Origin of the sequence: Myxococcus qinghaiensis, from assembly GCF_024198215.1 — a bacterium.
Taxonomy (GTDB): Bacteria; Myxococcota; Myxococcia; order Myxococcales; family Myxococcaceae; genus Myxococcus; species Myxococcus qinghaiensis.
In genome coordinates this window covers 236305-255159 of sequence record NZ_JAKCFA010000003.1, presented here as the reverse complement: position 1 = coordinate 255159, position 18855 = coordinate 236305, and the positions used below count along the sequence as shown (strand labels likewise).

At 70.7% G+C, this 18855-nt stretch carries 14 protein-coding genes; 10 read left to right on the top strand and 4 right to left on the bottom strand.

Annotated features, from left to right (window positions below; translation table 11 throughout):
* Positions 1–99 precede the first annotated feature (99 nt).
* Complete coding sequence (locus tag LZ199_RS06100) at positions 100–1803, top strand: PAS domain-containing sensor histidine kinase (protein WP_253992695.1); 1704 nt, start codon at positions 100–102, stop codon at positions 1801–1803.
* Here the strand turns inward: LZ199_RS06100 and LZ199_RS06095 are convergent.
* Positions 1769–3895, bottom strand: coding sequence for an ATP-binding domain-containing protein (locus tag LZ199_RS06095; RefSeq protein WP_253992978.1), 2127 nt, complete (start codon positions 3893–3895; stop codon positions 1769–1771). The two genes, LZ199_RS06100 and LZ199_RS06095, sit on opposite strands and share 35 nt — an antisense overlap.
* A 92-nt stretch (positions 3896–3987) precedes the next feature.
* Between LZ199_RS06095 and LZ199_RS06090 the strand changes: the two genes are divergently transcribed.
* The 6 genes from LZ199_RS06090 to LZ199_RS06065 all read left to right on the top strand — a co-directional run bounded on the left by LZ199_RS06090 (position 3988) and on the right by LZ199_RS06065 (position 12055).
* Positions 3988–4896 (top strand): spermidine synthase, encoded by a 909-nt coding sequence (locus LZ199_RS06090; protein WP_253992694.1) that lies wholly within the window; start codon positions 3988–3990, stop codon positions 4894–4896.
* A gap of 102 nt (positions 4897–4998) precedes the next feature.
* On the top strand, positions 4999–5613 hold the full coding sequence (locus LZ199_RS06085; protein WP_253992693.1) for a gluconate 2-dehydrogenase subunit 3 family protein: 615 nt from the start codon (positions 4999–5001) through the stop codon (positions 5611–5613).
* On the top strand, positions 5610–7160 hold the full coding sequence (locus LZ199_RS06080; protein WP_253992692.1) for a GMC family oxidoreductase: 1551 nt from the start codon (positions 5610–5612) through the stop codon (positions 7158–7160). The genes LZ199_RS06085 and LZ199_RS06080 overlap by 4 nt, the downstream gene beginning before the upstream one ends.
* A gap of 123 nt (positions 7161–7283) precedes the next feature.
* Positions 7284–10037: a M16 family metallopeptidase gene (locus tag LZ199_RS06075; RefSeq protein WP_253992691.1), complete on the top strand. Its 2754-nt coding sequence runs from the start codon at positions 7284–7286 to the stop codon at positions 10035–10037.
* Between the two features lie 122 nt (positions 10038–10159).
* Positions 10160–11041 carry a KPN_02809 family neutral zinc metallopeptidase gene (gene ypfJ, locus LZ199_RS06070; RefSeq protein ID WP_253992690.1) on the top strand — a complete coding sequence of 294 codons (882 nt, stop codon included), beginning with the start codon at positions 10160–10162 and terminating at the stop codon, positions 11039–11041.
* Between the two features lie 87 nt (positions 11042–11128).
* Entirely contained in the window at positions 11129–12055 is a 927-nt protein-coding gene (locus LZ199_RS06065; protein WP_253992689.1) for a hypothetical protein, read from the top strand.
* Positions 12056–12064: 9 nt separating this feature from the next.
* Here the strand turns inward: LZ199_RS06065 and LZ199_RS06060 are convergent, their stop codons facing one another.
* Genes LZ199_RS06060 through LZ199_RS06050 form a run of 3 tightly spaced genes read right to left on the bottom strand, consistent with a single transcriptional unit; the run spans position 12065 to position 16433 of the window.
* A complete protein-coding gene (locus LZ199_RS06060; RefSeq protein ID WP_253992688.1) occupies positions 12065–12403 on the bottom strand; it encodes a hypothetical protein in 339 nt (112 codons plus the stop codon).
* A 27-nt stretch (positions 12404–12430) separates the two neighbouring features.
* Entirely contained in the window at positions 12431–15991 is a 3561-nt protein-coding gene (locus tag LZ199_RS06055; RefSeq protein WP_253992687.1) for a hypothetical protein, read from the bottom strand.
* Between the two features lie 58 nt (positions 15992–16049).
* On the bottom strand, positions 16050–16433 hold the full coding sequence (locus LZ199_RS06050) for a hypothetical protein (RefSeq protein ID WP_253992686.1): 384 nt from the start codon (positions 16431–16433) through the stop codon (positions 16050–16052).
* Positions 16434–16520: 87 nt separating this feature from the next.
* Here LZ199_RS06050 and LZ199_RS06045 point away from each other — a divergent pair, with 87 nt between their 5' ends.
* The 3 genes from LZ199_RS06045 to LZ199_RS06035 all read left to right on the top strand — a co-directional run bounded on the left by LZ199_RS06045 (position 16521) and on the right by LZ199_RS06035 (position 18845).
* Complete coding sequence (locus LZ199_RS06045) at positions 16521–16709, top strand: hypothetical protein (RefSeq protein ID WP_253992685.1); 189 nt, start codon at positions 16521–16523, stop codon at positions 16707–16709.
* Between the two features lie 94 nt (positions 16710–16803).
* Positions 16804–18228, top strand: a complete 1425-nt coding sequence (locus LZ199_RS06040) for a hypothetical protein (RefSeq protein ID WP_253992684.1) — start codon at positions 16804–16806, stop codon at positions 18226–18228.
* A gap of 161 nt (positions 18229–18389) precedes the next feature.
* On the top strand, positions 18390–18845 hold the full coding sequence (locus LZ199_RS06035; protein WP_253992683.1) for an ATP-dependent DNA helicase: 456 nt from the start codon (positions 18390–18392) through the stop codon (positions 18843–18845).
* The last annotated feature ends 10 nt before the right edge of the window (positions 18846–18855 follow it).

The window sequence follows — 18855 nt, the reverse complement described above, 5'->3', positions numbered from 1 at the left end:
GACTTGCCCCACGAGGCCGTCGAGTGTTGTGTGACGAGCAGACGTGTGGGAGGTAGCGGTGGGCTGCATGAGGGAAGTGGTAAGCGGAGTCCGGGGGCCTTGACCCGCATCCGCACCGAGCGCGTGGACCATCACTTGACCGGACAGGGGCTTTCCAGCGTCGACGCGCCCGCCGTGGGCGTGGAGGGACTCGACACCGCTCTGTGGGACCAGTTCCCGGAGAGTGTCTCCATCTGCGCGACGGAAGGGGCGTGTCTCTACGCGAACCCGGCGATGGAGCGCGCCTTCGGAAGTCCTCGGGAGGAGATGCTCGGCCGCTTCCTGTGGGAGCTGTATCCGGAGGCCCTTCGGGAGCAGCTCCAGCAGCGCTTCGTGCGCGTGGCGGCGGCGGGCGCGCCAGAGGACTTCGAGTGGCACTTCGCCTCCCAGGAGCGCTGGTTCATGCTGCGCCTGTTCCGGGGGCAGGGGCGCGTCTACGTCTTCTCGCGGGAGAACACGTCGGAGAAGAAGCAGGAGGCCATCCTCCGGGGCCTCTACGACGAGACGCGCCGCGCGCAGCGCCACGCGGCCTTCCTGGCGCAGGCCAGCGAGGTGATGACGTCGTCGCTGGAGCATGACGAAATCCTCACGCGCCTCACCGTCCTCGCGGTGCCACCGCTGGCGGATGGGTGCAGCGTGGACGTGCCGCTGCCCGACGGGCGCGTGCGGCGCGTGGCCATGGCGCACGTGCGGCCGGAGCTGGTGGAGCGTGCGCGGGCGTTCCACGAGCGCTACCCCATCCTGATGGACCAGACCCACGGGGTGGGCAAGGTGCTGCGCACGGGCGCCACGGAGTTCGTCGCGGAGATGCGGCCCGAGATGCTCGCACAGTCCATTCCGGACGAGACGCGGCGCCAGGCGACGCAGGCGCTGGGCGTGACGGCGTACATCATCGTGCCCCTGATGAGCCGGGGCCGCGTGCTCGGGGCGCTGTCGCTCGTCAACACCGAGGGTGGCCGGCGCTACACGCAGGCGGACGTGCGGCTCGCCGAGGACCTGGCGCGGCGCGCGGCCACGTCGCTGGACAACGGGCGGCTGTACACGGAGGCGCAGGAGGCGGTGCGCGCCCGGGACTCGTTCCTCTCCGTCGCCTCGCACGAGCTCAACACGCCGCTCACCTCGCTGACGCTCAATGTCCAGGCGCTGCGCCGGCAGCTGGAGTCTCCCGCCGCGAGCCCCGGGGACGTGGCGTCCGAGTCCGTCTCCAACAAGGTGACGGCCGTGCAGCGACAGCTCTCCCGGCTGTCCAGCCTGGTGCGCGAGCTGTTGGACGTGTCGCGCATCACCGCGGGCAAGCTGCGGCTGGAGCGCGAGCCGTTGGACCTGGCCGCGCTCACGCGGGAGCTGGTGCCTCGCTACGCGGAGGAGCTGTCGCGGGCGGGGTGCGCGCTGCGGCTGGAGGCACCGGGACCCGCGACGGGGGTGTGGGACCGGCTGCGGATCGAGCAGGTGCTCCAGAACCTCTTGTCCAACGCCATCAAGTACGGGCGGGGGCACCCCATCGAGGTGCACGTGGGCGGGGACGCGCAGCGGGTCTGGCTGTCCGTGCGCGACGAGGGCGTGGGCATCGCCGAGGATGCGCAGCCGCGCCTGTTCCATCGCTTCGAGCGGCTCGCCAGCGAGCGGCACTACGGCGGCCTGGGCCTGGGCCTGTGGATTGTCCGGCAGATTGTGGACGCCATGGACGGACGCATCCTGGTGCGCAGCGCGCCCGGCCAGGGCTCCACCTTCACCGTGGAGCTGCCGCGACAGCCTCCGGAATGAGGCGCGAGCGCGCGCCGGAGGACACCACCCAGAGCTGATGGGAGGTGCGGGTTATCGCCACGTGCAGGCGGCGGCGGGACTCGTCATCCACGGGCCAGGCGCGCGCGGTGACGTCCGGGAGGATGACGTAGTCGAACTCCAGGCCCTTCACGCTGCCCACGTCCGTCACGTCCACGCCGGGCTCGAAGGAGAACTCCCCGTCCTTCACCCGGCGCGCCCAGGCCTGGTCCGCCACGACGCGGTAGACGGCGTCGGCCGACTCGGGGCTGCTGGCGATGACGCCCACGGAGGCATGGGGCTCGCGCGCGACGAGGTCCCTCAGGGCCTCGCCGACGAAGAGCTGGGCCTGCGCCTCCACGGGGAAGTGGTGGAAGCCCACCGGCGCGCCCGCGCGGGGCCGCTGCGCTGACGACTCCGCGGGGGCCTGGGTGCCCAGCACCTGGCGCGCCAGCTCGACGACGGGCGCGGGGCAGCGGTAGGAGACCTGCAGCCTGCAGGTGGACGCATCGCGGATGCCCAGCTCGTCGAGCGCCTGGGGCCAGCCGGCGAAGCCCGACTCCGTCTGCTGCATCTCATCGCCCGCGAGCGTGCAGCTGCGGCCCTTGCCCAACAGCTTGCGCACGACGAACAGCTCGAAGAGGGAGAAGTCCTCCGCTTCGTCCAGGACGATGTGGGCCAGTCGCTCCAGCCCGAGCGGGCCGTGCTGGGCCTTGAGGAACATGAGGATGGGCAGGTCCTCCAGGTCCACCGTGCCGGCCAGCGCATAGGGCGTGTCCTCCTCGATGGCCTTGCCGTCCACGGTGATGAGCCGCTCAGGCTCGGTGATGTCCTTGAGCTCCTTGTCCAGCGGGGTGGAGCGCTGCAGCCGCGTGTGCTCCAGCACCTCGTCGATGGCGGTGCGCGGCAGCTCTCCCTTCGCCTGGCTCACCACGTTGTCGAGGAAGTGCCGGTCCAGGTACGCGTCCGCCAGCCGCCGGTGCAGCCGCTCCAGCGTGGTGCCCGCCTGCGTCTTCGGCGCGCCGATGCGGCCGAGGAGCAGGGGCCGCAGCGCGGGGTGCCGCTTGAAGCGCGACACGAGCGGCGACGTCTCCGGACTCAGCTTGATGCCCGGCAGGTTGAACGCGGAGCGCGCCGTCGCGAGCAGCCAGTGGTCCAGCGTGTCCACCGAGACGCGGCCCAGGCCCAGGGGCGCCAGCAGCCGGCGCGACAGCCGGGCCAGGCCCTCCTCGGGGACGATGAGCTTCATGCGCGCCTGCGGGTACGTGTTCGGGTCGTCGAAGGCGATTTTCGCCAGCCGGTGCAGGGCCACCGTCGTCTTCCCGCTGCCCGCGCTGCCCAGCACCAGCAGGGGATGGGAGGCCGCCACGCTGACGGCGTCGTACTGCTCGGCGTCCAGCATGGCCGTGACGCCGAAGGCATCTTCGACGCGCCTGGCGCCCTTGCCGGTGCCCATGGCCCCGGGCCTCGCCGCCGAGCCCGCGCCTCCCTCGCGCAACGCGCTGACGTCGCGGCCCACGCCGTGCCACGTGCCGTCCTGCGCGCGCTCCAGGACCAGGGCGCCGGAGATGATGCGCGTCAGCACGCCGCGCTCGATGACCACCAGGCGCCGCACCTCCACGGTGCCCTCCGCCAGTCGCTCTCCGAACTGCTCCTCGTACGCGTCGCCCTCCTCGTACGAGTAGAAGACGCGGGCGATGGGGGCGAAGCGCCAGTCGATGACGCGCACCCCGGCGCCCACGTCCGCGAAGGTGGTGCGCCCCAGCAGGTAGTCACGGGGGCCCGCGTCGCCATGCAGGCGCAGGTGCGCGAAGTAGGGCGCCTGCGAGTCCGGGAGCTGGGCGCTCTCCTGTCTGTCCAACAGGGCCCGCGTCTGGTCCATCTGGAAGAAGAGGTGGGGCAGGTCGGCCTCGGCCGCGCTCGTCGCCTCGTCGCGCAGCGCCTGGAGCTGGTCGACGAGCGCCTGGTTCTCCAGCGCCCGTCCTGCCTTGCGGCGCGCGAGCTCCAGTGTCGCCTGGACGCGCGAGAGCAGCGCTTCCTCCTCGGCGATGATGGCCCGGGCGTCTTCGGAGAGGTGTCCCTGCTCATGCGTCATGCGCGCCAAGGTGAACTTCGCGACGGTGCTCGTCAACCCATTGGTTTTCCTGGCGGAAGTGCTACTTTGAATGGCGGTCGGAAGGAGCGGACATGCGGCGCTTCAGCTCTCGGTTGGCGCTGCTGGTGTTGGCCTTCCTCTCGTGTGCGTCCTCGGGGCAGCGCACCGTCCTCCACCAGAAGCAGTCGCCCTACACGCTCATCGCGGTGACGGAGGACGCGGAGGGTCGGCGCTACCTCCAGTTCGACGAATCCGGCGCGCTCCAGAGCGTGGTGCGGCCGGGGCAGCCCTTGAAGCTGGAGCTGCCCTACACGCGCGTGGCGATGGTGGGACTGGCCTTCGTCCCCAAGCCCCAGCGCATCCTCGTCGTAGGCCTGGGCGGCGGGGCCATGCCCATGTTCCTGCGCGCGGTGGTGCCCCAGGCGCGCATCGACGTGGTGGACATCGACCCGGACGTGGTGGACGTGGCGCGCGAGTACTTCGGCTTCCGCGAGGATGAACGCCTGAAGGCGCACGTGGCGGACGGCCGGGCCTTCATCGAGGCGAAGCGGCCCGCGTATGACCTCATCTTCCTGGACGCGTACGGCCCGGAGAGCATCCCCGAGCACCTGGGCACGGTGGAGTTCCTCGCGTCGGTGCGAGCGAGGCTGACGGCCAGGGGCGCGGTGGTGGGCAACGTCTGGGAGGACCCGCCCAACCCGCTCTTCTCCTCCATGCTCCGCACGTGGCAGGCGGGCTTCCGCCAGCTCTACACCTTCGAGGTGGAGGCCAACGCCAACCGCATCTTCGTGGGCGTGCCCTTCCCAGACAAACAGTCGCGCGAAGTGCTGGCCTCCCGAGCCCAGTCGCTGGAGAAGCAGCGGGGCGTGCCGTTCGACTTGAGCGAGATGGTGATGCGAGGATTTGCCGACGTCACTGGACGCGAGGAGCCGTCGGGCCAGGTGTTGAAGGACAAGCCCGTCGCGCCCGTGGAGTCCAGGCCCCCGACTCCGGTGCCCTGACGCCCACCAGCGCGGGCGTCGATTGTCATTCGAAGACGGGCAGGAGGTAGACTCCGCCGGCCTCAGGCAGCGTTGTGGACCCGTTTCTTTTCGGAGGCCGCGATGTCCCCGTCTCACGTCGGGCCGCCCTCGCTGTCGCGTCGAGGGCTGCTCAAGCGAGGAGTCTTTGGCGGCGCCCTGCTCGCGCTGGGAGGCGGCGGAGCCTTGTTCCTGCGCGAAGGGCTGTCATTGCCCCTTCCCGAAGGACTCCAAGTGTTCGGGCCTCGCGAGTACGCCACGTTCCAGGCCATCGCCCGCCGGGCCTTCCCGCCTCGCGAGGGCTGGCCGGACGCGGACACCGCGCGCGTGGCCTTGCTGGCGGACCAGGTGCTCGCGCGCGGAGACCCGCTGGTCGCGCAGGAGGTCCGGACCGTGCTGGGAATCTTCGACAACGCGCTGGCGGGGCTGTTGTTCTCGGGCCGCGTCACGCCCTTCTCGCGGCTGTCCCCCGAGGCGCAGGACGCCGCGCTGGAGGACTGGCGGACGTCGCGGCTGGTGTTCCGTCGCGGCGCCTTTCATGCGCTGCGCTCACTGGCCCATGCCGCGTATTACTCACATCCGGCGGCCATCGCGGCCACGGGCTACGTGGCGCCGCAGGGCTTCCATGTCGCGGACGCGCCCGTCTGGAGGGGCCCCGCGGATGGCTCCTTCGCGGGCACCGGAGGGTCCACGCCATGAGCGGTCGCATCCGGACGGGAGACGAGCTGACCGAGGACCAGACCCTCACGTGTGACGTCTGCGTGGTGGGCAGCGGCGCGGGCGGCGGAGTGCTCGGGCTGGAGCTGGCGAAGCGCGGGCTGGACGTGGTGATGCTGGAGGAGGGCGGCTACCACACCCGTCGCGACTTCGATTTGAACGAGGCGAAGGCGTACTCGACCTTCTACCAGGAGGCCGGCAACCGGGCGACGGATGACCTGTCCATCGGCATCTTCCAGGGCCGCACCGTGGGCGGTGGCACCGCCATCAACTGGTGTGCCTGCTTCCGCACGCCGCCGGAAATCCTGGAGCGCTGGCGTGACACGCACGGCGTGAAGGGGTTGGACGCCACCACGCTCGCGCCGCACTGGGATTGGCTGGAGGAGCGGCTGAACATCCGCGAGTGGCCGCTGGAGCAGTCCAATCGCAACAACCGGATTCTGTGGGAGGGACTGGGTGCGCTGGGCTACAGCCGGGGCACGGTGAAGCGCAACGTGCGCTCGTGCGCGGCGCTGGGCACGTGTGGCCTGGGCTGTCCCACCAACGCCAAGCAGTCCCTGCTGGTGACGCTGATTCCCGAGGCGGTGGAGCAGGGGATGCGGCTGTTCGCCAACGTCAGCGCCCGGAAGCTGGAGACCCAGGGCGGGCGCGTGGTGGCGGTCCACGCGGACGTGTTGAACCCGGGCACGAACCAGCCCACCGGCAAGCGGCTCACGGTGAAGGCGAAGGTGACGGCCGTGTGTGGCGGAGCCATCAACTCGCCGGGCCTGCTCTTGCGCAGCGGACTCACCGGACGGGGCCGGGTGGGCAAGCGCCTCTTCCTTCACCCCGTGGTCGTCTCCAACGCCCGCTTCCAGGAGCCGGTGGAGGCCTACCGCGGCGCGCCCATCAGCGTGTACTCGCGGCAGTTCATCAACCGGGGGGAGGGCAGGCTGGGGTGGCTGTTGGAGGTGCCTCCGCTCTTGCCCATCCTCAACTCGCTGGCGCTGACCGGCCTGGGCCCGGCGCACCAGGACCAGATGGCGCGGCTGCCGTATGCCAATGCCCTCATCTCCATCTGTCTGGATGGCGTGCACCCCGGGGACGAAGGCGGCACGGTGGCCCTGCGCGGCGAGCGCGAATACTCGCGCTTCAAGGTCGACTACCCGCTCAACGACTTTCACTGGGAGGCATTCCGCGAGGCCCTCAAGGTGTCCGCGCGCATCCAGTTCGCCGCTGGCGCGGAGCAGGTGTCGAGCCCGCACTCGCGGCCCGTGGTCATGCGAAGCGAGAAGGACCTCTCCCTGCTGGACGACGCGCCCTATGGCCCGCTCCAGCTCTCCGTCCTCAGCGCGCACCAGATGGGCGGGTGCGCCATGGGCGGCAGTCCCGAGACGAGCGTGGTGGACAGCACGCTGCGCTATTGGGACACGGACAACCTCTTCGTCGTGGACGGCTCCGTCTTTCCCACCGCACTGGGCGTCAATCCCATGGAGTCCATCCTCGGCATCGCCCACTGGGGGAGCCAGCACGTCGCCGCCGCTGTGTGACATTCCATGACGGAACGATGATGGTGTTTTCGCCATCAGTTGTTCTATGCAGTCCACCCCGTGTCCGCGGGGCGCGCATGGCAGTCCTTGCCGTGCACGCAGTCCCCCACGAGTCCATTTCGTATGAGCTCCCTGTTTCTGTCCCAGCCTTCTCCGCGCGCGCGGAAGATGACGGCGGCCGTCGTCGTCCTCTCCGCCGTGTTGGGTGCGTGTTCGACCTTGCCGCAGCGTGGCCAGGTGGTGATGCGCGACGTGTCCTTCCCCTTGCGAGACTTCCGCATGCCCTCGGGGCTGCGGGTGGTGGTGGAGCAGGACTCACGCGCACCGGTGGTGGCGGTGGTGGCCCTGGTGGGCACGGGCGGCTCCAGCGACCCGGTGGGCAAGGAAGGCCTGGCGCACGTCGTGGAGCACCTGGCGTTCCGCTCGCGCCATGCGGGCAGCCCCTCGGTGTGGACGCGGCTGGAGGACCTGGGCGCGGGCCGCTTCAATGCCTTCACCAGCCTGGACCACACGCTGTACCAGACGATGGCGCCCAAGGAGTCGCTGGCCGGGCTCTTGAAGATGGAGGGACAGCGGATGTCCGCGCCGCTCGCCGGTGTCACGCCGGAGGTTTTCGCGGTGGAGCGCGAGGTGGTGCGCAATGAATTGCGTCAGCGCAACGAGACGGGCTACGTGGGCCAGGTCTTCAGCTGGATGCACGCGGCGGCCTATCCGCCGGAGCACCCGTACTCGCGGCCCATCATCGGCACCCACGAGTCGCTCACGGCGCTCGCCCTGGCGGATGCCCAGCGCTTCGCGCGCAACCACTACCGTCCGGACAACGTCACCCTGGTCATCGCGGGCGACGTGGACCTGGCCGCCGTGGAGGCGGTGTTGATGCAGAGCCTGCCCCCCGCGTGGGTGGGCACTGGCGCGCCGCTCGCCGTGGACCCGCGCCTGCCGCAGGTGACGGAGCCGCCGCTGAAGGCCGCCGCGTCGTCCATTCCGGAGTTCAAGGCATCTGTCGGCTCGCCGGAGCTGTACATCTCCTGGGTGCTGCCGCGCTCGTTCGACGAGGCCAGCGCCATCCATGACTTCGTCCGGGTGAACCTGAGCCGGAGCCTGTCGGGGGCGCAGCTCACCGACGGTGATATCGCCGGAGTCGGCACGCAGGTGATTCCCGGCACGCGCGCCTCGCTGCTGGTGGTCCGCGTGCCGCTCACCACGGGCGCCAACCCACGCAGGTCCGCGGACAAGGTGCTGGACCGGGTCTACGAGACGTGGACGCAGAGCATCAGCGCGGGAGCGGTGCTCGGCCGCGAGTTCGACTTCCAGTCCATGCGCCGCAACGTCATCACCGGCATGGTGCTGGAGTCCGAAGATTTGATGTCGCGCACCGTGCGCCGCGCGGAGCTGACCCACTTCATGCTCGACGTGCGGGGCTACACGCGCGCGCAGATGGCGCTGATGACCATCGACGGCGGCAAGGTGACGGACTTCGCCTACAAGTGGCTGCAGCGGGAGCGGGCCCGCATCATCCTGGTGCGGCCGGGAGAGAGCGGTGGCGCCACTGTCGCCGCGCCCGCCACCCTGCCGGAGGAGACCTCCCCGGTGACGGCCGAGCAGCGCATCACCCCGTCCATGCTGACGGCCCTGTCCGCGCCCGTGCAGACGCTGAAGCTCGACAACGGCATGGAGGTGCTGCTCGCGCCCCGTCCCGGGCTGCCCGTGGTGCGGGTGGGCGCGGTGCTGGGCGGCGGCTCCACGTACGGCGCGAAGCCGGGCGCGGCGGCCATGGCCAGCTACGGCTCCTTCCGCGAGTCGTGGTTCGAGGGCCATGCCAGCCACTGGGGGCTGCATGTGTACGGAGACATGCGCAAGGACCACGAGCGCATCGAGGTCGCCGGCACCGCCGGCAACATCGGCAACATGCTGGCGCTGCTGTCCGAGCAGCTCGCCACCACGCGGACCTCGCTGGAGGTGGTGAAGTACCTCCAGGAGCAGGTGGTGCCGTGGCGGCGCGCGGTGGACGGGCACCCGGAGGTCCGGGCCGAGCGTGAGCTGATGAAGGCCCTCTACGGGACGCATGCCTACTCGCGAGATGCCACGGGCGAGGAGATGGCGCAGGTGTCCTGGGAGGAGGTCCAGGCCTGGATTGGGGATGTGTACCGTCCGGCCAACACCGTGGTGGTCATCGCCGGCGAGTTCGACGTGAAGACGGTGGAGCCGCTGGTGCGTGAGTACCTGGGCGGCTGGAAGCACGGGCCCGCCACGGCGGTGAGCGTGCCTGCCGCGCCGTCGCTGCCGGAGCCCTCCGCGAAGGCCCGCACGCTCGTCACGCCGCGCCCGGGTGCGAGCCAGGGCCATCTGCAGCTGGCCTGCCGGCTCCCCACGGCCACCCCCGAGGCCGAGGCGCGCTACTCGCTGATGGCGGAGCTGGTGTCGGCGCGTGCGTTCCACGAGGTGCGCTCGCAGCGCGGAGCCTCCTATGGCTTCAGCGCGAGCACCTGGGTGGCGCGCGGAGGGGCCTCCCACCTGGTGGTGGAGGGCGTGGTGGATGCGCAGCGCATGACGGAAGGCGCGAAGTACGTGCAGGACCTGCTCTCCACCTTCGCCACGCGCCTGGATGAGGGAGAGGTGGCGCGCTCGCGCTCGCGGCTGCTCGCGAGTCAGGCGGTGTCGTTCATCTCCTCGGAGTCGTGGGTGCAGGCGCTCCTGGATGTCCGGGTGCGGGGCTTCTCGCCGGAGTCGCTGGCCCAGCGTCCCGCCCACCTCCAGGCCGTGACAGCCGCCGCGTTGAAGCAGGAGTTCGACGGCTGCCTGAAGCGGCTCGTCGTCGGGGTGGTCGCCGACGAGGCTCAAGCCCGCGCCGCGCTCCAGGCGCTGTCCGTGCCGTAGTCGCTCGTGTGCTCCCTCGCCTGGTGCACTGTCGACCAGGCGAGGGACGGGTGCCGGGCGTCCCTCCGCTCCGGCGCTGACTACCTTGCCCCGACGGAGAATCCGTCCAGGAGGGGGCAGGCATGCGGTGGCAGGGTGGTCGTCGCAGCTCCAATGTAGAAGACCGGCGAGGCAGTGGTTTCGGGCGTCCCCTGGCGGTGGGCGGTGGTATCGGCTCCATCGTCGTGGCGCTGGTGGTGATGCTGCTGGGCGGAGACCCGTCCGTCATCACCTCCGGGAGCGGGCAGGACCCGTCAGGAGGCTACGGCACGGGCGGCTCGGGAGTGCCCGACGACCCGCGTCAGGCGGAGCTGAAGGACTTCGTGTCCGTCATCCTCGCGGACACGGAGGACACGTGGCCAGGCCTGCTGGAGCCCCAAGGGGTGAGCTACGTGGACCCCCGGCTGGTGCTCTTCACCGGAGCGGTCCAATCCGCCTGCGGGCAACAGGAGAGCGCGGTGGGCCCCTTCTACTGCCCGCCGGACCAGCGCGTGTATCTGGACCTGGACTTCTTCGACGAGTTGGATCGCCGCTTCGGCGCGCCGGGTGACTTCGCCCAGGCCTACGTGGTGGCGCACGAGGTGGGGCACCACGTGCAGAATCTGATGGGCATCTCCGAGCAGGTGCAGGCCGCGCGGCGCCGCGTCTCGCCCGAGCAGGCCAACGCGCTGTCGGTGCTCCAGGAGCTGCAGGCGGACTGCTTCGCCGGCATCTGGGCCCACCATGCGCAGCGCGAGCGCCAGGTGCTGGAGGAGGGCGACGTGGAGGAGGGGCTGGGCGCCGCGTCCGCCATTGGAGACGACACGCTCCAACGGCGCACCCGGGGCCATGTCGTCCCCGAGTCCTTCACCCATGGCTCCTCGGAGCAACGCGTCGCGTGGTTCAAGGAGGGCCTGTCGCAGGGCACCCTGGAGGCGTGTGACACGTTCTCCGACGCGTCCTCGCCGTCGCGCCGTCGTCGCTGACCCACGGGCGATTGGCGTCCAGGCCCCTTCCCGCGTTTGAATGGCCCCTCGTGGAACTGTTCCACGGCCATCGACGTCGGAGGGGGCGTGCCTTCATTTCAAGCAAGCTGGTGCGCGGGGCTGCTCGTCGGCCTGTTGCTGGCCGCGCCAGCCGAGGCCCGCTTCGGCAAGCGCTCCAAGCCGAGCGATTCGAAGTCGGACACCCACGAGGCCACCGCCATCGGTCAGGACGACGACGATGACGATGACGACGACAAGGACTCCGACTCCGACAAGGGCTCGTCCGACTCGGGGAGCGACGACTGCTGTTCGGACTCCCTGGAGGAGCTGGGCGGCGAGGTGGTGGGGAGCCTGTTCGGGTGGATGCTCCAGGGCATGGTCGAAGCGATTGCCTCCACGGGCACGCACCTGCCCCGGCGGGCCAACGTGAGCCTCGAGCCGGGCGTGGCCCCGGAGGTCACCCCGGAGGTGAGCACAGAGCGTCGGCACGCGGTGCCAGTGTCCTTCCGCATGGGGATGCAGAACCTGCTCCTGCGAGACGACGCGAAGGGCGCCGACATGTTCGTGGGGTTGGAGTTCCGCCGCTTCGGCGTGGAGGGCCACGTGCTGCGGCTGTCGCTCCCCGCCGATGACGGCACGGACGGACGCGACAGGCTCACGCTGTCGGAGGTGCACCTGACGCATGCGTTCCTCGTGCGCGAGCAACTGCGGCTGCGCGCGGAGGCGGGCGTGAGCACGGCGTATGCGCCGGATGTCACCCTCGTGGGGCCCAGCGTGGGCGTGTCCTTCGAGGCCTGCATCCTGGGCCCCCTGGACTTCGAGGCCCGCACGCAAGTGACACCGTGGCCGTACCTCCAGTTCGACGGCACGGTGGGGCTGGCCCTGCACCTGGGCAGCCTCATGGTTCGAGGCGGCTGGCGGGGCCTGTACCTGGACGACCTGGGCACGGTGGACGGCGTGGCCCACCAGGACCGGCTCCATGGCCCGTACCTGGGCGGAGGCTTCACCTTCTAGCGTCGCGGGCTAGCGACGCCCCTTCACCTTCCACCAGAGCATGCCGAGGAAGCCCTCCGGCGGAGGCTCTGGAGGAAGCATCGACTCCTCGTCATCCGGGCGTCTCGCGGGAGGAGGTGGCGTGGCCCTTCGCGGTGAGGGCGAGGGCAGGGGCTCCGTGCTGTGAAGCCCTCGCGAGGCGCGGTCCAGGGCCTCCGAGAAGGAGCGCCTCGTGACGTCGCGACCCTCGATGCGCTCGGGACGGGAGACGCGCTCCAGCGCGCTGACCCGGACGACACCGTCGGCGCCTTCGACACGGCGCAGGCCACCGACGCGTCCGATGGGACCCCTGGGTTTTCGTCCGTGCATGACGTGTCTCCCGTGGAGGCGAATCGCTCAGGGCTTGGTTTCAGCGGACAGGGCCGTCTTGAGCGGGATGAACTCCTCACGCCGCAGCAGCAGCCTCGCGTCGTTCTTGGGGAGGATGCGCAGCTGGAAGCGGCGCTCATAGGAGTCCGCGGACGCGAAGACGCCCTTGTCGCTCACCAGCAGCAGCGCGGTGGGGACGGAGAGCTTGGGCGAGCGGTGCCCGTAGAAGTGCACCACGACGTGGTAGGGCCCGGGGGCGACCTTGCGCGCGTGATACAGCTCCGGGCCCAGGCCGTCGGTGATGTCCCAGTAGAGCCGTCCGCCCAGCCGCGTCTCCTTGTGCTGGTAGTAGCAGCGCTCGCCGTTGGGCTCGATGACCCACAGGTCGATGTCCGTCGAGTCCGAGTTCCAGTGGGTGGTGAGCTGGTAGTCGATGGGCGTGGAGGACACGCCACCGTACCAGGCCGTGCTGGCCTCCTGGATTTCGCCGAGGCGCGCCTTCAGCACGGACGCGAAGGCCTCCGCGCGGGGATGCCGTGCCAGCGCGGAGAGCAGGCGCCCGTAGTGGTACGCCGCGACCAGGCGCAGCTCCGTGACGTGTCGCCACTGCGCGCCCGCGAGGACGATTTCGTAGTTGCGCGCGGCCTCTGCATGGCGCCCTGAGGCATCCAGCGCGAGGGCTTCCTCCAGGTACGCCTGGCCCTCGAAGGGGCGGTTGAGCCGGACGTGCTCGAACAGCTCCGAGGCGGCGGGGAACTGGCCCATGGCGAGCAGGCCGTAGCCGACCAGGCGCAGGGCCTCCGCGTCCTTGGGCCTCAGCTCCACGGGAGAGGACAGGGCGCGCAGTGCGCCCCCGGTGTCTCCGGCGAAGGCGCGCTGGCGGGCGATGCCCTCATACAGCGTCACGTCGTCGCGATTGTCCCGGCGCGCCTTGCGGTAGGCCAGCTCCGCGGTGAGTCGAGGCTCGCCGCCCGCATAGGGCTCGTCGCGCAGCGGCTGACGCTTCATCAGGGGGGCCAGGGCCGAGCGGTTTTCCGTCAGGGTCCGCACCACGGCGAGCCCGGACTTGGGCACCTGGTCCAGGTCGAGCCCCTGGAGCTTGTCCTTGCGCTGGTCCTGCTCGCGCTTGCGCAGCGTCTCCAGGTCATCCAGCTCCACGCGCTCATCGCGGATGGCGAAGCGCTGGTAGTCCGACTCGGACTCGAGCACGAGCATGGACGCGCGCGCGTTGGCCAGCCGGTAGTGCTGACTGAGGGCCACCACCATGCGGTCCAGTCGCACGTCATCCAGGGCCACCATCCGCGTGACGAAGAGGTCCGCCCAGGCGCGCGGCGCGAAGGTGCTGTCGTCCTCCGAGGACAGCGGCACGCTGAGCGTCTGCTCCACGTCGCCCGCGCGCGTCGCCACCACCAGCTCCGCGGTGCCCTTCTCCGGCAGCCGTCCCGCCACCAGCAGCTCCTGGCCCGGGAAGACGAGGTGCGGTCGGCCCGCGATGACCAGGTCCTTCACGGCGGCGCCCTTCACCTCCACGCGGGAGAGCACCACGGACATGGCCCGGTGGGCCTTCGCCGCGGCCTCCACCTGGCCTCCGGAGAGCACCGTCACGCTCCGGCCGCCGCTGGCCCGCGAGAGCGCGTCGAACAGGTCCGTGTTCACCGCCGCCTCGCCGAAGCGATACGTCACCCAGCGCAGGGCCTCGGCGCTGCCGTGGCGGGAGATGAGCGACTCGACGGTGCTCTGGCCCCAGGTGACGTTGCCGTCGGAGAGGAGGAAGGCCGTCACGCGCTCGCCGGGCTTGCCGGGCTTGAGCCACTCACCCGCGGCCCGGTCCAGCTCCGCCAGCATGCCATCCACGTGGGAGGCGCCCTCCAGGTACACGCGCTCCAGCTCGGAGAACGTCTCCTGGCGCCGCGCGGCGTCGTTGGTGCGCCAGCCCGAGCCATGCAGCCAGCGGGGTCGCACGTCGAAGAGCAGCACCGCGTACTCCTTCAGCGTGGAGTCCTTCTCCAGGAGCGCGCGCAACGTCGCCGCCTGGAGCGCCCAGGCGTTGCCGTCCTCCGTGGCCAGCGACGTGTCCACCACGAGCACGGCGCGACCGGTGGGCGGCCCCTCCGCTTCCGACGTCAGCCGCGCGGGCAGGCGCACGCGGGCATGGAACGCCTGGCCCGGAAGGCCCGCGTCGTCGCGTCCCACCAGGACATCCGCTTCGGTGTTCTTCGGCGTGAGGGCCACCGACAGCGCGCCGTCACCCTTGAGCTCGGGCAAGTCGTACGTCCGCCACGTGCCCAGCTCACGGGGCTTCCCCTTCACTTCGGGAGCCACCAGCACCTCTTTCGTGTGGCGCGGGTCCACGTGCACGCGCGCGGACACCTGGAGGTCCTTGCCCGCGCCGACGGGCAGGGGCCACGTGTAGCGCAGGCGCTCGCCGTCATGGAGCAGCGTCTGCTCGTAGGCGATGACCACGCGCTTGAGGGAGCGGGGCGGCAGCGGGAAGACGCGGGCGCTGAAGGTGGAAGCGCCGGCCCACTCCAGCAGCGCCGGGTCGATGTTGTCGCGGACGATGTCCTCGTACACCTCGCGCGCGCGCTTCTGCTCGACGACCCGGGCCTCCTGGGGAGCGCCCCAGGAGCGCTTCGCACCCGGAGGGCTGGGGGGCGCGGCGGCGGTGAGCTGTTCCACGTCCGAGGTGCCATCGCCGAGGGGAGGCAGCAGGTCCGAGGACTGGAAGAGGGACGGGGCATTCACCGCCACGGAGCCCGAGTAGAGCGCGAAGCCCGCCACGGACGCGCCACCGGGCAGCGGGTAGTAGAAGGTGCCTTCCAGGTTGTGGGGCGTGTCGTTCTCGAAGAGGTGGTCCACCACCGTGCGCGCGCGGGCGCCCTGGATGTACGTCACCACGCGAATCGCTCGCGTCTTCAGGGGCTGATAGCGACCGGACTCGTCGCGCACCAGCACCTTCGCGGCGCGGGGCGCGGTGTCCACCTTGGGCAGCACGGGAGTGGGCGGCGCGTCGTCATGCCCCTTGCCGTTCTTCATCGCCGGCTTCGCGGGTGCCGGCTCGGCCTCCGCTCCTCCGCCCCCGCCCCGGATGACCTGCATGATTTCGCGGCGCTTGGCCTCCAGGACCCTGCCACTTGACGAGGCAGGCGCCTCCCGGGCGGCGTCCATGGGACGCGGCGCGGAGGCGGGCGAGGGAGGAGGGGGGGGCGGAGGCGGAGCGGCTCCGAGCATCACATCCCCTGCGACGCGCTCTTCCTCCATCGGCGCCGGGCTTCCTTCCACCGGCTCCAGCTCCCCCGTGGGGCCGGAGGGCTTCTGGAGGCCACTCCGAAGCAACTTCTGGAGGTCCTCCTCGCTGAGGATTCGCGGGTCCGCCAGGCCATCGCGCAGCTCCGCGACGTTCACCTCGCCGGGGTCGTTGACACCGGGGGCGGTGACGGGCGCGGCGAGGCCCGCCTTGAGGAAGCTCTCCGGAGGCGCTTGCGGCTTCGGCGCGGGGGCCGCGGGCGGTGGCGTCGAGCCCCGCTCACAACCCGCCATGACGAGGCACAGCAGCAGCACGGCGGGGGAAAGGCGCGTGAGGTGCATTCGCGGGACGTTAGCCCAAGACGGAGTCCTCCGTGCATGCCCCCGGGACACAGGGTCCTCAGTCCAGATAACCCCAGCGGTCTTCCTCGAGGACATAGAAGGGGCGTCCGAAGGGAATCCGTTCCGTCCAGCCGAGCACGTGTCGCCCGGGGCTCACGTCGTAGGTGAAGCCGAAGTGGGGGCCGGAGTACTTCGCGGGTGGCAGCTCGGGAAGGAACTCGGGGACCAGCTCGGTGAGTGCCTGGGGCAGTCGGCCATGTCGCGTCTGGAAGGCCCGGCACGCGGCGATGAGGCGTTCGGCGTTGCGCCGGGCCCGCTCGCTTCCCGCGCGGTTGGGGCGCAGGACGACGATGGCGGTCATCGCCAGGGCGGCCGTGTTCTGGACGAGCCGGCTGGCGCCGTCGCGCCACTGGCGAAGGGTGCTCCCGAGGAACGTGGCCATGCAGCCTCCCGTAGTCCTCGCATCATCGCCCAGGCGCCATCCTCCCGGGCCGTCACTGCCTATCTTTTTCGAGAACAGGAGGCGGTGATGCCAGACATCGACACGCGACAGCGAGCAGGTGAGCCCTTGGAGGATGGGAGGGCTCGCGAGCAGGACTATGAGGATGAGATTCCCGGCCACACGCCAGGAGTGGCCGAGGGAGACGACGAAGCCGTTCCCCAGCGTGCCCACGCTTTTCCGGACCCGGACAAGACGCCCGGTTGTGCGGAGGGTTGACCGGTCGGCGACCCAATCGGGCATGGCATGCTTGGATTTGCCGACCCGGCCTGACAGTCTCCCGCGTCATCGTTCACAGTGAGGGCGCGTCACCATGGGGATGGAAGGCCGGTCGGTGCCGGAGGTGGACCAGGTTGCGCCCGTTCCGGTGGGACCGTCCGTCCAGGCCGATGAGGCCACTTCCGACAAGACAGCTGTCGGAGGCCGTCTGCTCGCGACGCTGGGGAGCCGGCACGTCCGGCTGTTCCTGGCGCTCATCTGGGGCGTGCTGCTGTTCGTGGCCTTCCAGCCCGGGCTGATGTCGAGTGACTCGCTCAACATGCTGTGGCAGGGTCAGACCGGAGAGTACTCGGACTGGCATTCGCCCTTCTTCGCCTTCCTGTTGGGCAAGGCCTTCCTGCTGACAGGCTCGACGTGGCCGGTATTGGCTCTCCAACTCCTGGGGTTGGCGCTGGGACCGGTCGCGCTGGTCGGGGGCGTCGCTGGGCGACGCGGGCTGGCCGCGCTCGCGTTGCTGGGCGTGTACTGGGTCATCCCCAGCACCTGGGCTGTGGGAGTGACGCTCTGGAAGGACGTGCTCAACGCGGTGGCCCTGCTGTGGGCGGTGGTGTTGCTCACCCGGGGGCGACCGGGCTGGGCTTTCGTGTGCCTCATCGCCGCGACGCTGACGCGGCACAACGCCATCACCGCCAGCATGCTGCTGGTGCCCATGGTGGTGGCGCGTGTGCCGGCGCTGATGAAGGAGCGGGGCCGCCCCGTCATCGCTGGCGTGTTGCTCCTCGCGGTGCTTGCGATTGCACCGGGCTTCGTCGAGCGTGTCGTGGGCGCGCAGAAGACGTGGATTGGAGGCGCGCTGCTGGTGTTCGACGTGGCGGGCGTCTATTCGCGCGAGCCCTTGGCGATGGAGGGCTCACCGCTCGTGGAGCGGTGGAAGTGGGATGCGGCCAAGCTGAGCTCCATCTATGACACGCGCGGGGTGTCGCCGATGTTGTGGGGAGACCCGGCGCGGGGCGCCATCTCCCCGGTGGAGGTCCTCGCGGCGAAGGAGCCCCTGACGCGAGAGTGGCTCCGCGTCGTGCGCACCTACCCGGGGGCCTATCTGCGGCATCGGTGGGCGTCGTTTGTCGCGACCCTCGGCCTCGTCGGCTTCTCCGACATCTACTACCGGGAGACCGGGGCCTATCATCGGCAAATCGACCGGAACGACCTGGGCCTGAAGCTGCGAACGCACACCGCGGTCCACCGGGGCCTGGTGTCCATGCGAGACGCCTGGCCCGATGTCGTCGCGCGTGGAGGGTTGTGGCTGCTGCTGGCGGTGGTCCTGGCCGGCGTGGGCTGGAGACGTCGCGCGCGGGATGGCGGGCTGATGTTCTGCGTGGCCGCGTCCGGAGTCACCTACGCGTTGGCGTACCTCCCCGTCAGCGTGAGCGCCGAGTACCGCTTCTTTTACTGGACCGCCATCTCCGTGTTTGCCGCCGCCGCGCTGTGGCTGGCGCGGCCCGCGTCGCGCACGGCGTAGCGCTGCGTACGCCGTGTGTGGCGCATCGGGCCATTCCTCCGAGGAAGCGTGTGACTCGGGGTGTGGCTCCGTGCGGGCAGGGGTGGCCCGGCTGAATAGACGGGAGGGAGCCCCGTCAGACTGTACAGAACGCGGCGCAACCCGCTGCGAAGGAGGTCGTCATGTACAGCAAGCTGAAGCGAGTCTTGGTGGTGTGCTCCCTCACGGTGGCTTCTCCTGTCCTCGCGCAGTCGGTGCATGGTGCCTCCCCCGTCACGACCTCGGGCGTCACCGAGTGGGTTCGCGACCAGCGCATCGAATCGCGCTCGAGCGCGGAGCGGGCGCGGCTGGAGCGTGAGCGGGCCGAGCGCGAGCGGCAGGCCCGGCTGGAGCGCGAGCGGCAGGCGCGGTTGGAGCGGGAGCGGCAGGCCCGGCTGGAGCGCGAGCGGCAGGCGCGGGTGGAGCGCGAGCGCATCGAGCGTGAGCGGGCCCGCATCGAGCGTGAGCGTCTGGCGCGGCTGGAGCGGGAGCGGGCCGAGCGTGAGCGGCAGGCGCGGGTGGAGCGGGAGCGTCGTGAGCGGGCGGAGTGCGCACGCTACGGGCATGCGCGCTGCGGCACGTACTCCCGGCATGGCTAGGCAGCACCGC

Excerpts from the sequence above, each read along its gene's own strand:
- LZ199_RS06095 (WP_253992978.1), bottom strand. The coding sequence starts at position 3,895 with ATGACGCATGAGCAGGGACACCTCTCCGAAGACGCCCGGGCCATCATC.
- LZ199_RS06090 (WP_253992694.1), top strand. The coding sequence starts at position 3,988 with ATGCGGCGCTTCAGCTCTCGGTTGGCGCTGCTGGTGTTGGCCTTCCTC.
- LZ199_RS06085 (WP_253992693.1), top strand. The coding sequence starts at position 4,999 with ATGTCCCCGTCTCACGTCGGGCCGCCCTCGCTGTCGCGTCGAGGGCTG.
- LZ199_RS06080 (WP_253992692.1), top strand. The coding sequence starts at position 5,610 with ATGAGCGGTCGCATCCGGACGGGAGACGAGCTGACCGAGGACCAGACC.
- LZ199_RS06075 (WP_253992691.1), top strand. The coding sequence starts at position 7,284 with ATGAGCTCCCTGTTTCTGTCCCAGCCTTCTCCGCGCGCGCGGAAGATG.
- ypfJ (WP_253992690.1), top strand. The coding sequence starts at position 10,160 with ATGCGGTGGCAGGGTGGTCGTCGCAGCTCCAATGTAGAAGACCGGCGA.
- LZ199_RS06060 (WP_253992688.1), bottom strand. The coding sequence starts at position 12,403 with ATGCACGGACGAAAACCCAGGGGTCCCATCGGACGCGTCGGTGGCCTG.
- LZ199_RS06055 (WP_253992687.1), bottom strand. The coding sequence starts at position 15,991 with ATGCACCTCACGCGCCTTTCCCCCGCCGTGCTGCTGCTGTGCCTCGTC.
- LZ199_RS06050 (WP_253992686.1), bottom strand. The coding sequence starts at position 16,433 with ATGGCCACGTTCCTCGGGAGCACCCTTCGCCAGTGGCGCGACGGCGCC.
- LZ199_RS06045 (WP_253992685.1), top strand. The coding sequence starts at position 16,521 with ATGCCAGACATCGACACGCGACAGCGAGCAGGTGAGCCCTTGGAGGAT.
- LZ199_RS06040 (WP_253992684.1), top strand. The coding sequence starts at position 16,804 with ATGGGGATGGAAGGCCGGTCGGTGCCGGAGGTGGACCAGGTTGCGCCC.
- LZ199_RS06035 (WP_253992683.1), top strand. The coding sequence starts at position 18,390 with ATGTACAGCAAGCTGAAGCGAGTCTTGGTGGTGTGCTCCCTCACGGTG.